The organism is Streptomyces sp. NPDC021212, assembly GCF_044332925.1.
Lineage (GTDB): Bacteria > Actinomycetota > Actinomycetes > Streptomycetales > Streptomycetaceae > Streptomyces.
The window spans coordinates 121,119-137,326 of record NZ_JBIRPZ010000021.1 but is presented as its reverse complement, the minus strand read 5'-3'; the positions used below and the strand labels follow the sequence as shown (position 1 = coordinate 137,326).

At 70.7% G+C, this 16,208-nt stretch carries 13 protein-coding genes and 3 pseudogenes; 4 read left to right on the top strand and 12 right to left on the bottom strand.

Translation table 11 applies throughout. From position 1 onward, the window contains the following. Positions 1 to 734 (bottom strand): lyase family protein (locus tag ACH4SI_RS38675; RefSeq protein WP_398304480.1); only part of this gene is annotated, 734 nt, incomplete at its 3' end. A gap of 372 nt (positions 735 to 1,106) precedes the next feature. On the opposite strand from ACH4SI_RS38675, the gene ACH4SI_RS38670 reads away from it, so the two are divergent. Beyond that, positions 1,107 to 2,018 (top strand): LysR family transcriptional regulator, encoded by a 912-nt coding sequence (locus tag ACH4SI_RS38670; protein WP_398304477.1) that lies wholly within the window; start codon positions 1,107 to 1,109, stop codon positions 2,016 to 2,018. 168 nt (positions 2,019 to 2,186) lie between these two features. Here ACH4SI_RS38670 and ACH4SI_RS38665 read toward each other — a convergent pair whose 3' ends face one another. After that, complete coding sequence (locus tag ACH4SI_RS38665; RefSeq protein WP_398304474.1) at positions 2,187 to 2,357, bottom strand: NAD(P)-dependent oxidoreductase; 171 nt, start codon at positions 2,355 to 2,357, stop codon at positions 2,187 to 2,189. Between the two features lie 22 nt (positions 2,358 to 2,379). Continuing rightward, a pseudogene (locus ACH4SI_RS38660) lies at positions 2,380 to 2,457 on the bottom strand (NAD(P)-dependent oxidoreductase); the annotation flags it as partial. An 89-nt stretch (positions 2,458 to 2,546) separates the two neighbouring features. Here ACH4SI_RS38660 and ACH4SI_RS38655 point away from each other — a divergent pair. Then, positions 2,547 to 3,002: a TetR/AcrR family transcriptional regulator gene (locus ACH4SI_RS38655; protein ID WP_398304471.1), complete on the top strand. Its 456-nt coding sequence runs from the start codon at positions 2,547 to 2,549 to the stop codon at positions 3,000 to 3,002. A gap of 45 nt (positions 3,003 to 3,047) precedes the next feature. Here the strand turns inward: ACH4SI_RS38655 and ACH4SI_RS38650 are convergent, their stop codons facing one another. The 8 genes and pseudogenes from ACH4SI_RS38650 to ACH4SI_RS38615 form a co-directional block, all read right to left on the bottom strand. Further along, positions 3,048 to 4,430 carry an L-serine ammonia-lyase gene (locus ACH4SI_RS38650; protein WP_398304467.1) on the bottom strand — a complete coding sequence of 461 codons (1,383 nt, stop codon included), beginning with the start codon at positions 4,428 to 4,430 and terminating at the stop codon, positions 3,048 to 3,050. An 85-nt stretch (positions 4,431 to 4,515) separates the two neighbouring features. Next, positions 4,516 to 5,695, bottom strand: a pseudogene (locus tag ACH4SI_RS38645) (NAD(P)/FAD-dependent oxidoreductase). Further along, positions 5,692 to 5,883 (bottom strand): Rieske 2Fe-2S domain-containing protein, encoded by a 192-nt coding sequence (locus ACH4SI_RS38640; protein WP_398304464.1) that lies wholly within the window; start codon positions 5,881 to 5,883, stop codon positions 5,692 to 5,694. Before ACH4SI_RS38640 ends, ACH4SI_RS38645 begins: the two are co-directional and overlap by 4 nt. 145 nt (positions 5,884 to 6,028) lie before the next feature. Further along, entirely contained in the window at positions 6,029 to 7,177 is a 1,149-nt protein-coding gene (gene solA, locus ACH4SI_RS38635) for an N-methyl-L-tryptophan oxidase (protein ID WP_398304461.1), read from the bottom strand. A gap of 91 nt (positions 7,178 to 7,268) precedes the next feature. After that, positions 7,269 to 7,898, bottom strand: a complete 630-nt coding sequence (locus tag ACH4SI_RS38630) for an MBL fold metallo-hydrolase (protein WP_398304458.1) — start codon at positions 7,896 to 7,898, stop codon at positions 7,269 to 7,271. Beyond that, complete coding sequence (locus ACH4SI_RS38625; RefSeq protein WP_398304455.1) at positions 7,895 to 8,980, bottom strand: S-(hydroxymethyl)mycothiol dehydrogenase; 1,086 nt, start codon at positions 8,978 to 8,980, stop codon at positions 7,895 to 7,897. Before ACH4SI_RS38625 ends, ACH4SI_RS38630 begins: the two co-directional genes overlap by 4 nt. Positions 8,981 to 9,874: 894 nt before the next feature. After that, complete coding sequence (locus tag ACH4SI_RS38620; protein WP_398304451.1) at positions 9,875 to 10,777, bottom strand: bifunctional methylenetetrahydrofolate dehydrogenase/methenyltetrahydrofolate cyclohydrolase; 903 nt, start codon at positions 10,775 to 10,777, stop codon at positions 9,875 to 9,877. Positions 10,778 to 10,791: 14 nt separating this feature from the next. Further along, positions 10,792 to 13,233, bottom strand: a complete 2,442-nt coding sequence (locus ACH4SI_RS38615; protein ID WP_398304448.1) for an FAD-dependent oxidoreductase — start codon at positions 13,231 to 13,233, stop codon at positions 10,792 to 10,794. Positions 13,234 to 13,427: 194 nt separating this feature from the next. Between ACH4SI_RS38615 and purU the strand changes: the two genes are divergently transcribed. Further along, on the top strand, positions 13,428 to 14,300 hold the full coding sequence (gene purU, locus ACH4SI_RS38610; protein ID WP_398304445.1) for a formyltetrahydrofolate deformylase: 873 nt from the start codon (positions 13,428 to 13,430) through the stop codon (positions 14,298 to 14,300). A gap of 63 nt (positions 14,301 to 14,363) precedes the next feature. Further along, positions 14,364 to 15,161 (top strand): IclR family transcriptional regulator, encoded by a 798-nt coding sequence (locus ACH4SI_RS38605; RefSeq protein WP_398304442.1) that lies wholly within the window; start codon positions 14,364 to 14,366, stop codon positions 15,159 to 15,161. Here the strand turns inward: ACH4SI_RS38605 and ACH4SI_RS38600 are convergent. Continuing rightward, positions 15,149 to 16,155, bottom strand: a pseudogene (locus tag ACH4SI_RS38600) (hypothetical protein). The gene ACH4SI_RS38605 and the pseudogene ACH4SI_RS38600 overlap by 13 nt on opposite strands. Between the last annotated feature and the right edge of the window lie 53 nt (positions 16,156 to 16,208).

Below are 16,208 nucleotides of genomic sequence, written 5' to 3'. Positions count from 1 at the left end.
GCATAGCCCTTCGGAGCGTTGAGGCCGGTGCCGATCGCGGTCGCGCCGAGGTTGATCTCGTGCACCAGCCCGGAAGCCTCCAGCAACCGGCTCTGATCCTCCTCCAGCATCACCGCGTACGAGGAGAACTCCTGCCCCAGCGTCATCGGCACCGCGTCCTGGAGCTGGGTGCGGCCCATCTTCAGGACCTCGCGGAACTCCTCGGCCTTGGCGGCAAAGGCTTCGCGCAGGACGGTCATCGCGGCGTGGAGTTCCCGTACGGCAATGATCGTGGCGACCTTGACGGCGGTCGGGTAGACGTCGTTGGTGGACTGGCTGAGGTTGACGTCCTCGTTGGGGTGGAGGATCCCGTACTCGCCCTTTCCGTGGCCCAGGATCTCCAGCGCCCGGTTGGCGATGACCTCGTTGGCGTTCATGTTCGTCGAGGTCCCGGCACCGCCCTGGATCACGTCCACGACGAACTGGTCGTGCAGTCGGCCGTCCCGGATCTCCCGGCACGCGGCGGCGATGGCGGAGGCCTTCTCCGGGGCCAGCAGCCCGAGATCCTCGTTGGCTCTCGCCGCGGCTTCCTTGACCGCGGCGAGGGCGCTGGTCAGGTGCGGGTACGCGGAGATCGCCGTACCGGTGATGGGGAAGTTTTCCGAGGCGCGCAGGGTGTGGATGCCCCAGTACGCGTCTGCGGGCACGTCCCGGTCGCCGAGCAGATCGTGTTCACGGCGAGAACCGGCAGTCATGGACACTTCAGTTTCCTTCGCGAGGAGGTGGCGGGGATTCGGGCAGAGGAATGCATGGCGCGCAAGCACGCCGAAGGCACGCTGGAGTAATGGCGGCGGGGCCGACCGTCGCGATCTCCTGCGATCGCCGCTCCCCTGCCGCTCCGCAACGGACCACACGCCACCGGAGGGCCAGTGATCAGTACTGCCCGTGCCCCTGCGGGTGGGGGGGCGCCAGTCAGCCGAAAGACCCGGAGCCAACAGCGGTCGTTGCCATTGCGTTCACAGAAGACCACTTTGGAGAGCCAACCCTGTGAAGTCCATCGGTAATTTCCCAGGTTGCCTGTGAAGCTCTCCTTCACAAAGGTCGTCCCGTCTGGTGTACTCCCTCATGTGATCGATCCACGGAGGCTCCGGGTGCTGCGTGCTCTGGCCGAGCACGGCACCGTCACCGCCGCCGCCCAGGCTCTCTACCTGTCCCCATCAGCCGCTTCGCAGCAGCTCGCCGCACTCGAGGCGGAGGTCGGGCACGTACTGCTGGAGCGGCGCGGCCGCACCGTCCGGCTGACGCCCACGGGCACTGTGCTGGCCACCCACGCGGCGAAGATCGCCGCCCAGCTGGAGCAGGCGGAGGCCGACATGGCGGCCAGCTCGGCGGGGCTGGCCGGCGAGGTGACCATCGCCGCATTCGCGAGTGCGATCACCGAAGTGGTGGCCCCGGCCGTGGCGGCATTGCGGGAACACGCTCCACAGGTGCGGATCCGGGTCAAGGACGCCGAGGGGCACGCGAGCCGACGACTTCTCATCGACGGCGCGGTCGATATCGCCCTGGCGGTGGAGCACCGGGACACGCTGGGCGAGAGCAGCGACCAGCTGCTCCGCAAGCCGTTGTACGCGGAGCCGTTCGATGTCGTCCTGCCGGCCGACCATCCACTGGCCTCCGCCCCGGAGGTGGCCCTGGCCGATCTGAGCGACGATCCGTGGATCACGCCGTGGCCCGACAACCCGGTGCATGACGTCGTGCTGCGCGCCTGCGAGGAGGTGCGCTTCCAACCTCGGGCGGAGTGTCTGGCCGACGACTCCCGGGCGGTGTGCGCACTGGTCTCCGCCGGTGCCGGCGTGGCGCTGGTGCCTCGTTCGGCGCTCCACGGCATCGCCTTCGGCCGCGCCGTCGTACGCCCCGCCAGCGGCTATCGTCCGACGCGACGGGTGTTCACCGCCGTCCGACGCGGCAGCGACGGCCACCCGCTGCTGCGGCTGGCGCTGCACGGGCTCCGGGACCAGGCCGCCGCCATCAGCTCCTGACCCGAGCCCCTGTCGGACACCTTTCAGGCGGTGAACGGGGCAGTGCCGCGCTGCCCGGGAGCGGTGTGGTCGCCGGTCGGCCCTCGAACACCTCGAGGATGTTGTCGACGGCGAGATCGACCATGGCGGCGCGAGTCGCCTCGGTGGCCGAGCCGATGTGCGGAAGGGTCACCACATGCGGCTCGCCGACGAGGGGGACAGGTCGGCGCCCACGGGTTCGCGTTCGTAGACATCCAGGCCCGCGGAGTGGATGTCTCCCTCGCGCACGGCGCGGAGCAGGGCGTTCTCGTCGATGACGCCGCCGCGTGAGGTGCTGACCAGGGTGGCGGTGGGCTTCATTGGCCGCAAGTTCGGCGGCGCCGATGAGGTGGCGGGTCTGCGGGGTCAGGGGGACATGGAGCGAGACCACGTCGGCCTCGGCGAGCAGGAGGCCCTCCACTGAACGGCCGTTCACATGTAACAGGAGCGTCGGCCGATGCGCAGCGACACCGAGCGCAACCGCAGTCCGAAATCGCCAAGCACGCCGAGGTGTCCACCGCGACGGCCTACCGGCACTTCTCCTCCGTCGAGGAGATCCTGCACGCCTTCCGGTCACAGGTGGGATCCGAACTGCGCGAGTTCAGCGCGCGGCAGAACACCACCGGCATGGTCAGGCTGGAGGCGGGTGTCCCGCTGCTGGGTGTCGCTCGTTCTGGAGCACGGCGGTGCGATGGCGCAGATGCGCTCGCACCGCGGCTACCTCGAGCGGCTGCGCGAGGGCACCGGCTATCTCGCCCCCAGGCCGAGACGCTCGCCGAGCCACCGCGGCAGACGGCCGAGGAACTCGGACTGGGTGACCTCGGGGACGAGGCCCTGTACCTGTGGAACGCCCTGTTCGACCCCCGCGACATCCTCGACCTCATCAAGAGCGGACGGACGGAGGACGAGGCGGCCACCCGCCTGGTGGCCGCACTGCGCGGCGCCCTCATCGGCCGGGCCACTTGATCAATCGATGCTGCTCCTCCGGCGGGAGACAAGCTGCGGTGACGTTCAGCATTCGATGACGTTGACCGCGAGCCCGCCCCGCGCCGTCTCCTTGTACTTGACCTTCATGTCGGCGCCGGTGTCCTTCATGGTCTTGATGACCTTGTCGAGGGAGACATGGTGGCGGCCGTCGCCGCGCAGGGCCATCCGCGCGGCGGTGACGGCCTTCACCGCCGCCATGCCGTTGCGCTCGATGCAGGGAATCTGGACGAGGCCGCCGACGGGGTCGCAGGTCAGCCCGAGGTTGTGTTCCATGCCGATCTCGGCGGCGTTCTCGACCTGTTCCGGGCTGCCGCCCAGCACCTCGGCGAGGCCGCCGGCGGCCATCGAACAGGCGGAGCCGACCTCGCCCTGGCAGCCGACCTCGGCACCGGAGATGGAAGCGTTCTCCTTGAACAGCGTGCCGATGGCACCCGCCGCGAGCAGGAAGCGAACGATGCCGTCCTCGTCCATGCCCGGCACGAAGTTGCAGGAGTAATACAGGACGGCCGGGATGATCCCGGCGGCGCCGTTCGTCGGGGCCGTGACGACCCGGCCGCCGGCCGCGTTCTCCTCGTTCACCGCCATCGCATAGAGGGTCACCCACTCCATCGCGCGGCCCGCGGGGTCGCCCTCGCTGCGCGGCGCCCGGGCGGCCGCCGCGGCCCGGCGGCGGACCTTCAGGCCGCCGGGGAGGATGCCTTCGAGGTTCAGGCCCCGGCGGATACATGCCTCCATGACCCGCCAGATCTCCAGCAGGCCCGCGCGGATCTCCTCCTCGGTCCGCCAGACCTTCTCGTTCTCCAGCAACAGCGCCGTGATCGACAGACCCGTTTCGCGCGCCAAGCGCAGCAGTTCGTCGCCGGTGCGGAACGGGTAGGGCAGTGGCGTGTCGTCCAGCTTGATCCTGTCGGCCCCGACGGCGTCCTCGTCGACCACGAAGCCGCCGCCGACCGAGTAGTACGTCCTCTCCGCAAGCGGCAGACCGTCCGCGTCGTACGCGAAGAGGGTCATGCCGTTGGCGTTGTACGGCAGCGAGCGCCGACGGTGCAGGAGCAGTTGGGTCGCGGCGTCGAAGTCGATCTCGTGGGCCGGGCCGATGTCGGCGCCGAGGAGTCGGATGCGCCGGGTGGCGCCGATCCGCTCGACGTCCAGCTCGGCCCGGGCGACGTCGACCGTGTGCGGCTCGTTGCCCTCCAGGCCGAGCAGGACGGCCTTGGGGGTGCCGTGGCCGTGGCCGGTGGCGCCGAGGGAGCCGAACAGCTCCGCCCGCACCGCGGCGGTCTGGGCGAGCAGTCCGTCCTGCTTCAGCCGGGTGGCGAACATGCGGGAGGCCCGCATCGGGCCGACGGTGTGTGAGCTGGACGGACCGATGCCGATCGAGAACAGGTCGAAGACGCTGATTGCCACGCCATACTCCGTGGGGTGGGAGGGGTTCTGCCCGGACATGTCCCGGGCACGCCTCGTGGGTTGTCGGTCTCTCCTGATCCGGGGCTCATGAGGCAGCGGTCGCCGAGGGAGCGGTGAGAGTGCGGCGGAGCCGGTTGAACACCTTCGGCTGGTTCATGGAGAGCACGGCGACGGCGGCGCCCTCGTGCCGGTACACGGCCGCGAAGGAGCGGCTGTCGACGTCGCCCTCGACCAGCTCGGGCTCGGAGCCGGGGGCGACGTGCCCGGCGAGCTGGATGCGCACCCGGTACTGGTCGGACCAGAAGTGCGGCGCGGTGGGCGGAGGGCCGGCCGACACGCCGGAGAGCAGCGTGCGGGCGGCGGTCTTCGCGTGCTCGGTGGCGTTGCTCCAGTGCTCGATGCGGGCGTGCCGTCCGGTGAACGGGTTGGGGCAGCGGGCGACATCACCGACCGCGACCACGCCCGGCACACTGGTCGCGCAACCGGCGTCGCACACCACGCCGTCGTCCACCTTGACGCCGGAGCCGTCGAGCCAGTCGGTGGCGGGCCACACGCCCACCCCGACCACGACGATGTCGGCGGGCAGCAGGCGCCCGTCCTGCAGCTGTACGCCGGTGACCCGGTCCTGGCCGGTGAATCCCGCAACGCCGGTTCCGCACAGCAGGCGAACCCCGTGATCAGTGTGGAGCGAGGAGCACACCAGCCCCATCTCGCGCCCCAGCTGACGTTCCAGCGGTACGTCGAGCGCCTCGACGACGGTGACGTCGAGCCCGAGCCGACGGGCGGTGGACGCCACCTCGGCGCCGATGAATCCGGCGCCGATCACGACGATTCGGGGCAGGCCTTCCAGCAGCCCGGCGCGCAACGCCTGGGCGCCGTCCAGGGTGCGCAGGGTGTGGACACCGGCCAGGCCGTCCGTGCCGGGGAGCGTCCGGGGAGTGGCGCCGGTCGCGATGACGATCCCGTCGTCGCACCTCGCGTCCTCCGGCCAGGGTGACGGACCGGGCCGCGGCGTCGAGCCGCACCGCACGCTCGCCCAGCAGCCACTGCGCCTCGAGTTCCTCGTACTCCTCCGCGTCGCTGAGCATGAGCGCGTCGGGGCCGACGTCACCCCTGAGGAACTCCTTCGACAGCGGCGGGCGGTCGTAGGGGGCGTGGGGCTCCTCCCCCACGACGACGATGTCGCCGTCGAACCCTTCCGTTCGCAGCGCACGGACCGTGCTCAGACCTGCCAGCGACGCGCCGACGACGGTGATGCTCCTCATGCCGGCTCCCCGACGAGGCAGCCCTCCAGCCAGGCGTCGGCGAGCGAGGCGTCCTGGTGTGTGCGGGTGTCGTCGATGGCGTGGACCGTGCCGTTCACGTTGAACAACGCGAGGGGGGCGGGAACGCCGTCGGTGACACGGATGGACTCGCCGAACGGCAGGTCTTCGATCCGGCACACCGTGATCATGGGGTACCTCCGGGTTGTCAAGAGCTGATCCATACCGGTCGGAGCAGGCACCGGCCGTCGGAGCGGGCAGCCCAATGGCCCGTTCACCGGCCGAAGGGGTCGAACGGCAGGCGAACGGGCGGTACTGGGGCGGGAGGGTCAGTGATCAGGCGCGCACGCGGCGGGGGTCGAACAGCGCGATGGGGTGCTTGGTGGTGCCATCGGTGGCGAGGTCGGCGAGGATCTCGCCCACCACGGGCACGAACTTGAACCCGTGGCCGGAAAATCCGTACGCCACCGTCACCCTCGGATGCTCGGGGTGCTGGGCGAGGACGAAGTGTTCGTCCGGGGTGTTGGCGTACATGCAGGCCGTGGCCTTGAGGAAGCGGCCGGGCAGCGTGGGGATGCGCACGCGCAGATACTCGGCCATGGCCGCGATCTCCTCCGAGCGGACCCGGCGGTCGACGGTCTCGGGGTTGCTGAGGACGCCGTTGCGGAAGAAGGCGACCTTGGCGCCGCCGTCGGGACCGTCGAGGGCGGGGAAGCCGTGGATCCGTGTGCCGTCCGGGTCCTCCCAGATGTACACGGGATGCCGGTCGGCGCCGAACGGGCCGGTTCCCCCCTGGGGCTGGAACCAGTACATGACCTGGCGTTCCACCGTCACGGTCACGCCGAGGTCGGAGAGGAGGTTGGACGCCCAGGCCCCGGGGGCGATGACCAGCCGGTCGGCGGTGTAGATGCTGCGGTCGGTGACCACCCAGGCCTTGCCGCCCGGGCCGTCGGCGTCCCAACCGAAGACGGTCTCCACGAAGTGCAGATCGGCGCCGTGGACACGGGCCAGGTCCAGGTGGGCGGTGACGGTCGCCTCCGGCCGCGCCACACCGGCCTTGCGCTCGTGGAAGGCGAGGTCCTCGGCGGCCGGTTTGAAGGTGGGGAAGCGACGCCGGATGTCGGCTGCGTCAAGGACCTCGTGGTCCAGGCCCCACTGCTGGGCGCTGCGCAGTGTGCCGGCGAACGCCTGGCTGTCCTCACGCCCGACCACGAGGCCACCGGTTTGGGTGAAGACCTCGTGGCCGGAGTCGGCGGCCAGCTTCTGCCACAGTTCGTGGGCGCGGAGCAGCAGTGGCACGTAGGCCGGGTCCTCGAAGTAGGCCTGCCGGTAGATGCGGGATCCGCCGTGGCTGGAGCCGAGGTTGTGGGCCGGGCCGAAGCGCTCCAGGCCGAGCACTCGCTGACCGCGGGCGGCGAGATGGTAGGCGGCTGCGCTGCCCATCCCGCCCAGGCCGACGACGATCACGTCGTATGAAGGGGCCATTCGTCCATCTCTCCTGGAAACTCTGCCGATAACGCGTGGGTTCTGCGGGTGCCCATGGCTTTCCTCCACATTCGGGTTCTGTGACGGCGCGTCAATGTCCCCGGGCCACCCATTCGTCGAGCCGGGGTGCTTCGGCTCCGATCGAGGTGCTGCCGCCGTGACCGGTGTGCACGGCGGTGGAGCCGGGGAGCGCGAACAGCCGGTCGCGGAGGGAGGCGACGATGGTGTCGAAGTCGGAGTAGGAGCGGCCGGTGGCTCCGGGCCCGCCTTGGAAGAGGGTGTCGCCGGAGAACACGGCTCCCAGCTCGGGCGCGTACAGGCAGACCGCGCCGGGAGAGTGCCCGGGGGTGTGCAGCACATACAGTCCGGTGCCGGCGACGCTCAGCAGCTCGCCGTCGACCAGTTCACGGTCCGGCTTCCGCTGCGGGTGTACGGACTTCCACAGCACCGTGTCGGCCGGGTGGAGCAGGATGGGCGCGCCGGTGCGGGCGGCGAGGGCGGGGGCGGCGTTGATGTGGTCGTTGTGGGCGTGGGTGCACACGATGCCGGCCAGGCGCCGGTCACCGACGGCGGCGGCGATCGCCGCTTCGTCGTGTGCGGCGTCGATGACCATGACCTCCCGCTCGTCGCCGATCAGCCAGACGTTGTTGTCCACCTCCCAGCTGCCCCCGTCCAGCTCGAAGGTGCCGGAGGTGACCAGGTGCTCGATCCGGGCCGTCACAGGACCACCACCGAGCGCAGGACCTCACCGCGGTGCATCTTGGCGAACGCCGCTTCGACGTCGTCCAGGGAGATCTCCTCGGTGACGAAGCGGCCGAGGTCGAACCGGCCCTGCTGGTAGAGGTCGATCAGGGCGGGGAAGTCCCGGGAGGGCAGGCAGTCGCCGTACCAGGAGGACTTCAGCGCTCCGCCGCGGCCGAAGACGTCCAGCAGGGGCAGGTCGACGGTCATCTCCGGGGTGGGGACGCCGACCAGGACCGCGGTGCCGGCCAGGTCGCGGGCATAGAAGGCCTGCTTGTAGGTCTCGGGACGGCCCACCGCGTCCACGACGACGTCGGCGCCGAAGCCGCCGGTGACGCCGCGGATGGCTTCGACGGCGTCGGTCTGGGAGGAGTCGACGGTGTCGGTGGCGCCGAATTCCTCGGCCCACTTCAGCTTCCGCTGGTCGACGTCGACGGCGATGATACGGCCGGCGCCGGCCACCTTGGCGCCCGCGATGGCGGCCATGCCCACGCCGCCGCAGCCGATCACCGCGATCGAGTCTCCGCGGCCGACGCCGCCGGTGTTGACCGCGGCGCCGAATCCGGCCATGACGCCGCAGCCGAGCAGTCCCGCCGCGGTGGCCGAGGCGGTCGGGTCCACCTTGGTGCACTGTCCGGCGGCGACGAGGGTCTTCTCGGCGAAGGCTCCGATGCCCAGGGCCGGGGACAGCGGGGTGCCGTCGGCGAGCTTCATCGGCTGGGTGGCGTTGTGGGTGTCGAAGCAGTACCACGGCTTGCCCTTGCGGCAGGCCCGGCACTGGCCGCAGACGGCCCGCCAGTTGAGGATGACGAAATCGCCGGGCACGACCTCGGTGACGCCCTCGCCGACCGCCTCGACCACGCCCGCGGCCTCGTGGCCGAGCAGGAAGGGGAACTCGTCGTTGATCCCGCCCTGCTGGTAGTGCAGGTCGGTGTGGCAGACACCGCACGCCTGCACCCGCACCAGCGCCTCGCCAGGACCGGGGTCCGGCACCAGGATGGTCTCCACCGAGACCGGAGCGCCCTTCTGCCGGGCGACGACGGCGCGTACCTCGTGTGTCACTGTCGCTCTCCTCGCTGGGGGATGGCCGAATGCCTCGCTTCGGCCGGACGTTTCGGATGGCGGGGACGCCACATCGCTCCGCCGGAGCGATGGACGAGGGAGAATGAACTCCGCTGTTCGCGGGGAGCACGAACGGCGGGCGGTGCACTGAACGGCTTGCCGACCGGCTCCGGGCCGATGTGCCGGGAGCGCGGGAGGGCCGAAACCGAGCCGTCGCGATTTGTTGCGCATGGCGCGTGCCGCTTCATTATGAGCAACAATCTGTCTTCTGGGCGACTGCTGTCAAGGAGTTGGCCGAGCGAACTTTTCCTCCGTCGGAAGTACTCCCCGGTACGCAGCCGGCCGGCCCCCGAGGGGGCCGACTGACGATGCGTCATGCTCTTGGGTGCTTACCTGGTCAGGAGCGTTCGAGGTCCCCCTCCCGCATGCCTGCGCCGTGCTCCCCGCCCCCGCGGCGGCGCCGATACAGCTGAGGGAAGTGGCCACGCCCCCACGGTGGCCCGGATGTTGGTGGGGAACAGCTCGGGGCGCCGCCCCACCCGGTCCACCAGACGCAGCGCGGGGATGCAGCCCAGCCGCCACGTGCCGTTGCCGCCGATCTCGGCCATGACGTAGCCGACCATATAGGCGGTAGCCGCGCCGACGTACCAGGAGCGGCGCCGCCGCCCTGGTCGGCATCTTCGTCGGAGGCCTGTTCTTCGGAGCCGTCACCGACAAGCTCGGCCGTGAGGCGATGTACACCGTCGACCTGACGGGCTCCCGAAGCCCTCGGCTTCCACCCGGCGCACGGCAAGGTTGTCGGCGGTGGCCAGGCCGAGGCCGCCACCGCCGACGATGTTCACGTTGGAGATGCGCCGGGGTGCTCGGGGAGGCAGGGGCCCGGAGCGGGAGGGCTTATCGCGTGTCTCCCGACAGGTGCGGATGGAGAGCGGGCCGGGCGGGCTCGGCGGTGGCGGTGCGTTCGGCAGTCTCGACGACGTTGGCGAGCAGCATGGCCCGGGTCATGGGGCCGACGCCGCCCGGCATGGGGGCGACCCACTCGGCGACCTTGGCGACATCCGGGTGGACGTCGCCGAGCAGGCCCTCTTCCGTCCGGGTGATGCCGACGTCGAGGACGGCGGCGCCGGGCCGGACCATGTCCGCGGTGACGATCCCCGGGGAACCGGCGGCCGCGACGACGATGTCCGCGTCGCGTACGTGCCAGGCCATGCCCGTGGTCCCGGTGTGGCACAGCGTCACGGTCGCGTTCTCGGACCTGCGGGTGAGGAGTAGCCCGAGGGGGCGGCCGACGGTGACACCGCGGCCGATGACGCAGACCCGGGCGCCGGCCAGGGGTACGTCGTGGCGGCGCAGCAGCTCGGCGACGCCGCGCGGGGTGCAGGGCAGCGGGCCGTCGACGCCGAGCACGAGCCGGCCGAGGTTGGCCGGGTGCAGGCCGTCGGCGTCCTTGGCCGGGTCCATGCGGGCGAGGACGGCGCCGGTGTCGAGGCCGCGGGGAAGCGGGAGCTGCACGATGTAGCCGGTGCAGGCGGGGTCGGCGTTGAGTTCGTCGACGACGGCCTCGACCTGCTTCTGGGTGGCGTCGGCGGGGAGGTGGCGGCGGATCGAGGCGATCCCGACCTGGGCGCAGTCGCGGTGCTTGCCTGCGACGTAGGCGTGGCTGCCGGGGTCGTCGCCGACGAGCAGCGTTCCGAGGCCGGGGGTCACTCCCCGCGCGGTCAGGGCGTCGACGCGCGCGGTGAGCTCATTGCGGATCTCCGCGGCGGTGCGGCGTCCGTCGAGGATCTGTGCGTTCATGGGGCCCCTCTCCCTCAGCCGCGCAGGCGCTGCATGGACGGGTCGAACAGGGGCTCCTCGGCGACGTCCGCGGGGATCCGGCGGCCGAAGTAGCCGATGTGCAGGGTCCGGCCGGGTGTGGCGAGTTCGGCGGGGAGCCAGGCGTAGGCGATGCCCTTGCCGATGGTGTAGCCGAAGGCGGCGCTGGTGACGTAGCCGACGGGGCTGTCGCCGTCGTACACGGGCTCGTGGCCCATGACGACGTTGCCCGGGTCGTCGATCGTCAGGCAGGTGAGCCTGCGGGTCACGGATTCCGCGCGCCGCTCCAGCGCGGCCTTCCCGATGAAGTCGCCCTTGTCGCGCTTCACGGCGAAGCCGACCCCGGCTTCGTACGGGTCGTGCTCGTAGGTCATGTCGTGGCCGAAGGAGCGGTAGCCCTTCTCCAGGCGGAGGCTGTTGAACGCGCCTCGCCCGGCGGCGATGATCCCGTGTTCCCGGCCCGCTTCCCAGAGGGTGTCCCAGAGCTTGGCGCCCATGTCGGCGGTGGTGTACAGCTCCCAGCCCAGCTCGCCCACGTAGCTCAGCCGCATGGCGGTGACGGGGACGGCGCCGATGTGGGCGCGCTTGGCGCGGAAGAACTTCAGGCCCTGGTTGGAGAAGTCCTTGTCGGCCAGTGGTTGCAGGACGTCGCGCGCCCTGGGACCCCACAGGCCGATGCAGCAGGTGCCGGCGGTGATGTCACGCACCTGCACCGATCCGTCCTCGGGGAGGTGGCGGGTGAACCAGTCGAGGTCGAGGTTGCCGTTGGCGCCGACCTGGAAGTGGTCACGGCCCAGGCGGGCGACGGTCACGTCGCTGCGGATCCCGCCATCGTGGTCGAGCATCAGCGTGTAGGTGACGGAGCCGACGGACTTGGCGACGTTGGCCGTGGTCAGGTGCTGGAGGAAGGCGGCGGCCCCGCGGCCGGTGACGTCGAGGCGTTTGAGGGCCGTCATGTCGTACATCGCGACGTTCTCGCGGGTGGCCCGGGCCTCGGCGCCGACGATCGGCGACCAGTAACGTGCCGCCCAGTCGCCCGGTACCGGGATGTCCCGCCCCTCCACCAAGGCGTCGTTGGCCTCGTACCACTGGGGCCGCTCCCAGCCGCTCGCCTCCAGGAAGAAGGCGCCCAGTTCTTGCTGGCGGGGGTGGAAGGGGCCGGTGCGCAGGGGCCTGGGCGCGCCGGGCGGCTGGAGGGGGTGGAGGATGTCGTACACCTCGACGAAGTTCTGGCAGCCGCGGGCCAGTACGTATTCCGGGGCGAGCTGGTGGGGCTCGAAGCGGTTGACGTCGCACGCGTGGAGGTCGAACGACGAGCAGTGGCCGTCGACGAGCCATTCGGCCATGGCGCGGCCGACGCCCGCGGAGTGGGTGACCCACACGGCCTCGGCGACCCAGAAGCCCTTCACGTCCGGGGACTGGCCCAGCAGGGGCAGTCCGTCGGTGGTGAAGGAGAAGAGGCCGTTGATGCCCTCCTCGACCTCGGTCTCCTTCGTCGCGGGCAGCAGGGCCTGGGTCTCGGTCCACGCCTCGGCGAAGTCGTCCTCGGTGAACTTCAGGACGGAGGGCATTTCCTCGGCCGCGTCCACGGAGAGGATGTCGTCGGCGTCGATGGGCATGGGCCGGTGTCCGTAGTAGCCGATGCCGAGCCGGTCGAAGCGGTCGCGGTAGTACAGGTCCGCGTCCTGGTGGCGCAGGATCGGGCGGATGGCTTCTCGATCCTGCCCGGCGAGGGCCGGTACCGGGCCGGTCCATGCCAGTTGGTGGGCGAGCGGGGTCAGCGGGAGGTCCATGCCGACCATGCGGGCCACCTTGGGACCCCAGATCCCGGCGCAGCACACCACGATGTCGGCGGGGATCTCCCCCTGGTCGGTGATGACGGCCGTCACGCGGTTGTCGTCATCGGTGCGGATGTCGAGAACCTCGTGGCGGCCGAGGGTCCGTACGCCACGGGCGCGGGCGGCGCGGAGTTGTGCCTCGACCGCGAGGACGGCCTTGGCCAGGCCGTCGGTGGGGATGTGCAGTCCGCCGAGCACGCGTTCGCGCGCCACCAGCGGATGCAGTTCGACGCACTCCTCCGGGTCGATCACCCGGGCATCGATGCCCCAGGAGTGCAGCCAGCCGTGCCGGCGGTGGAGTTCGGCCAGGCGCTCGGGTGTGGTGGCGACCTCCAGGCCGCCGACCTTCAGGTAGCAGGGCTGCCCGTCGAGGTCGAGCGAGGAGAACTTCTCGACCGTGTAGCGGGCCAGCTCGGTCATGGCCTTCGAAGCGTTCGTCTGGAACACCAGGCCGGGCGCGTGGGACGACGACCCGCCGGTGGCGGGCAGCGGGCCCTGGTCCACGACCGTCACTTCGGTCCAGCCTCGGGAGGACACTTCGTCCGCCAGCGCCGCCCCCACCACGCCGGCGCCGATGATGACCACTCGCGGTCCCGCCATCACAACCTCCAGTTGCGGTCAGCGCAACTTCCCTCGCATTGCGCAACTCACAGTGCAGGGGGCCCAGGGTGCTGTCAAGGGCGGATCACGGAAAGGACCGACCCGCAAAAGCCCCCTTGACCGTCCGGCCACCACACTGGACCATGTTGCGCATCACTCACCATGTTGCGTAATACGCACCACCGGAGGATGCCATGTCTCCTCGACCGCAGCCCGGCCGCGAGTTCGTCCTCACGCTGTCGTGCCCGGACCGGGCCGGCCTCGTCCACGCCGTGGCCACCTATCTCGTCAGCCACTCCGGCAACATCCTGGAGAGCCAGCAGTTCGACGACCGGCGGCGGGACCGCTTCTTCATGCGGGTGCACTTCGACGTCCTGGACCCGGACGTTTCCCTGACGGACCTGCGGACCGGTTTCGGGCCGGTGGCCGAGGCACACCGGATCACCTGGCAGCTGCACGACGCGTCGACCCCGACCCGTACGCTGCTCATGGTGTCGAAGTTCGGTCACTGCCTGAACGACCTGCTCTTCCGCAAGTCCACGGGCGCACTCAAGATCGAGATTCCGGCAATCGTCTCCAATCACCGCACCTTCGAGCCGTTGGCCCAGAATTACGGCATCCCCTTCCACCACATCCCGGTGGCCCCGGAGACGAAGCACGAGGCGGAGGCGCGGCTGCTGCGGCTCGTGGACGAGCTGGACGTCGACCTCGTGGTCCTCGCCCGCTACATGCAGATCCTCTCCGACGACCTCTGCAAGCAGCTCGACGGCCGGGCGATCAACATCCACCACTCGTTCCTGCCGAGCTTCAAGGGCGCGCGGCCGTACGTCCAGGCGCATGAGCGCGGTGTCAAGCTCGTCGGAGCCACGGCCCACTACGTGACATCCGACCTCGACGAAGGCCCGATCATCGAGCAGGACGTCGTCCGCGTGGACCACTCGCGCGCCCCGGACGAGCTGGTCACCATCGGCCGCGATGTCGAGGCCCAGGTACTCGCCCGCGCCGTGGAGTGGCACAGTGAGAGCCGGGTGCTGGTCAACGGCAAACGTACGGTCGTCTTCCGCTGACGGCCGTCCTCCGGCGGTCCCTGACCCGCGGGACCCACGCTCACCTGCACGTATAGTTGCGTTATGAGCAACTACACGGCAGATGGTGGAACAACAGGTCCCCCGGGGACCGGGGTGCAGTCCGTCGACCGTGCCGTCAGCGTCATGGAGATCCTCGCCCAGCGCGGCGAGGCGGGCGTGAGCGAGGTCGCCGCCGAGATCGAGGTCCACAAGTCGACCGCGTTCCGCCTGCTCGGAGCGCTGGAGGCCCGCGGTCTGGTCGAGCAGGCGGCCGAGCGGGGCAAGTACCGGCTCGGCTTCGGGATCGTGCGCCTGGCGGGCTCGGTCATGGGCCGCCTCGACATCACCCAGCAGGGCCGGCCGGTGTGCGAGCGGCTGGCCGAGGAGATCGGCGAGACCGTCAACATCGCCGTCCTGCGGGAGCACTACGCGGTCAACCTCTACCAGGTGCGCGGTCCGGGCGCGGTCGGCACCCACCGGTGGGTCGGGCAGCTCACCCCGCTGCACGCCACGTCCAGCGGCAAGATCCTGCTGGCCCACTTGTCCGCGAAGGAGCGCACGGCGGCGCTCAAGGCGTCCGGGATGGAGAAGCTGACTCCGCGCACCCTGACCGCCAAGACCAAGCTGGAGAAGAATCTCACCGAGACGCGCAAGCGCGGGTACGCGGTGACGCTGGAGGAACTCGAGATCGGGCTCCACGCCATGGCGGCCCCGATCCGGTCCGGCGACGGCGAGGTCATCGCCGCCGTCAGCGCCTCCGGCCCCGCCTACCGCTTCACCGAGGAACGCATTCCCGAACTCGCACCCGTCCTGGTCAAGGGCGCCGAGGAGATCAGTCACCGCATGGGCTACGCGGGCTGAACCGCGCCCGGCCCGGAGCCGCGAGCCGGTGCCGTCGACGCCTCGCCCGCGCGTGCCGCATGTCCCTCCAGCGGGACCGCGATGCTCTTGGACGTCGGGGTGTGGGAGGTGTCGGCCACCGAGTCGAGCGGGACGAGCACATTGGCCTCGGGGAAGTACGCCGAGCAGCAGCCGCGGGGCGTGTCGTAGCCGATGGCGCGGAAGGCCTCCGCCCGCCGCTCCGGGCCGCCCGGCCATCCGCCGACCAGGTCCACCAGAGTGCCGTCGGCGATGCCCCGCTCCACGAGGTCGTCGGGGTGGACCATGGTGCTGTTCTACTGGTCGTGGCTGCGCAGCGTCTGCAGCAGCAGCCGACCGGGCGTCACCCGCAGCACCTCAAGCGGGTTGACCGTGAAGTTGGCGTTGCCCGTGGGGGTGGGGAAGCGCCGCTCGTCGCGTGGGGCGTGCGGCAGGGTGAAGCCGCCGGGGCGCCGCACCCGGGCATTGAAGCCGTCGAAGCCGGGCACCACCCGGGCCATGCTGTCGCGGACGGCGTCGTAGTCGGCCTCGAAGGCCGCCCACTCGAACGCCGCCTCCCAGGGCACCGGCACGTAGGTGTCGGAGTCGGCGGGTTTGTACATCGGGTCGGTGAGGCGGTCCTGCTGGCCCAGCCAGTAGTCACTACGGCCCGCGAGCTCGCCCACCGGGTGCGCGGCGAAGAACTCCCGCGTCACCCCGGCGGACGGTGGCCTCCTCGGCGACGGCCTTGGCGCCGTTCTCGCAGAACTCGGCCGCGCTTGCGGTGATCGCCCTCCGGCCAGGCGCAGCCCGGGCAGTCGAAGCTGTTCTTCTGGTTGACCTTCAGCAGGGTCAGCGCGGTGCGCCGCACACCCATCTGGTCGTATCCCCTGCGCAGCGCATGAGTCACCGCGGGGATCCCGGCGGCCCAGTCCTTGGGCGCCAGCACCTCCAGTCCGTCCTCACCGGGATCCTCGCGCGGTGCCTTCCGTGCCATGGCTGCCCCTCCTCGTCGGTGTACCGGTGCGATGCGCCGCGCTAGGCGCCGAG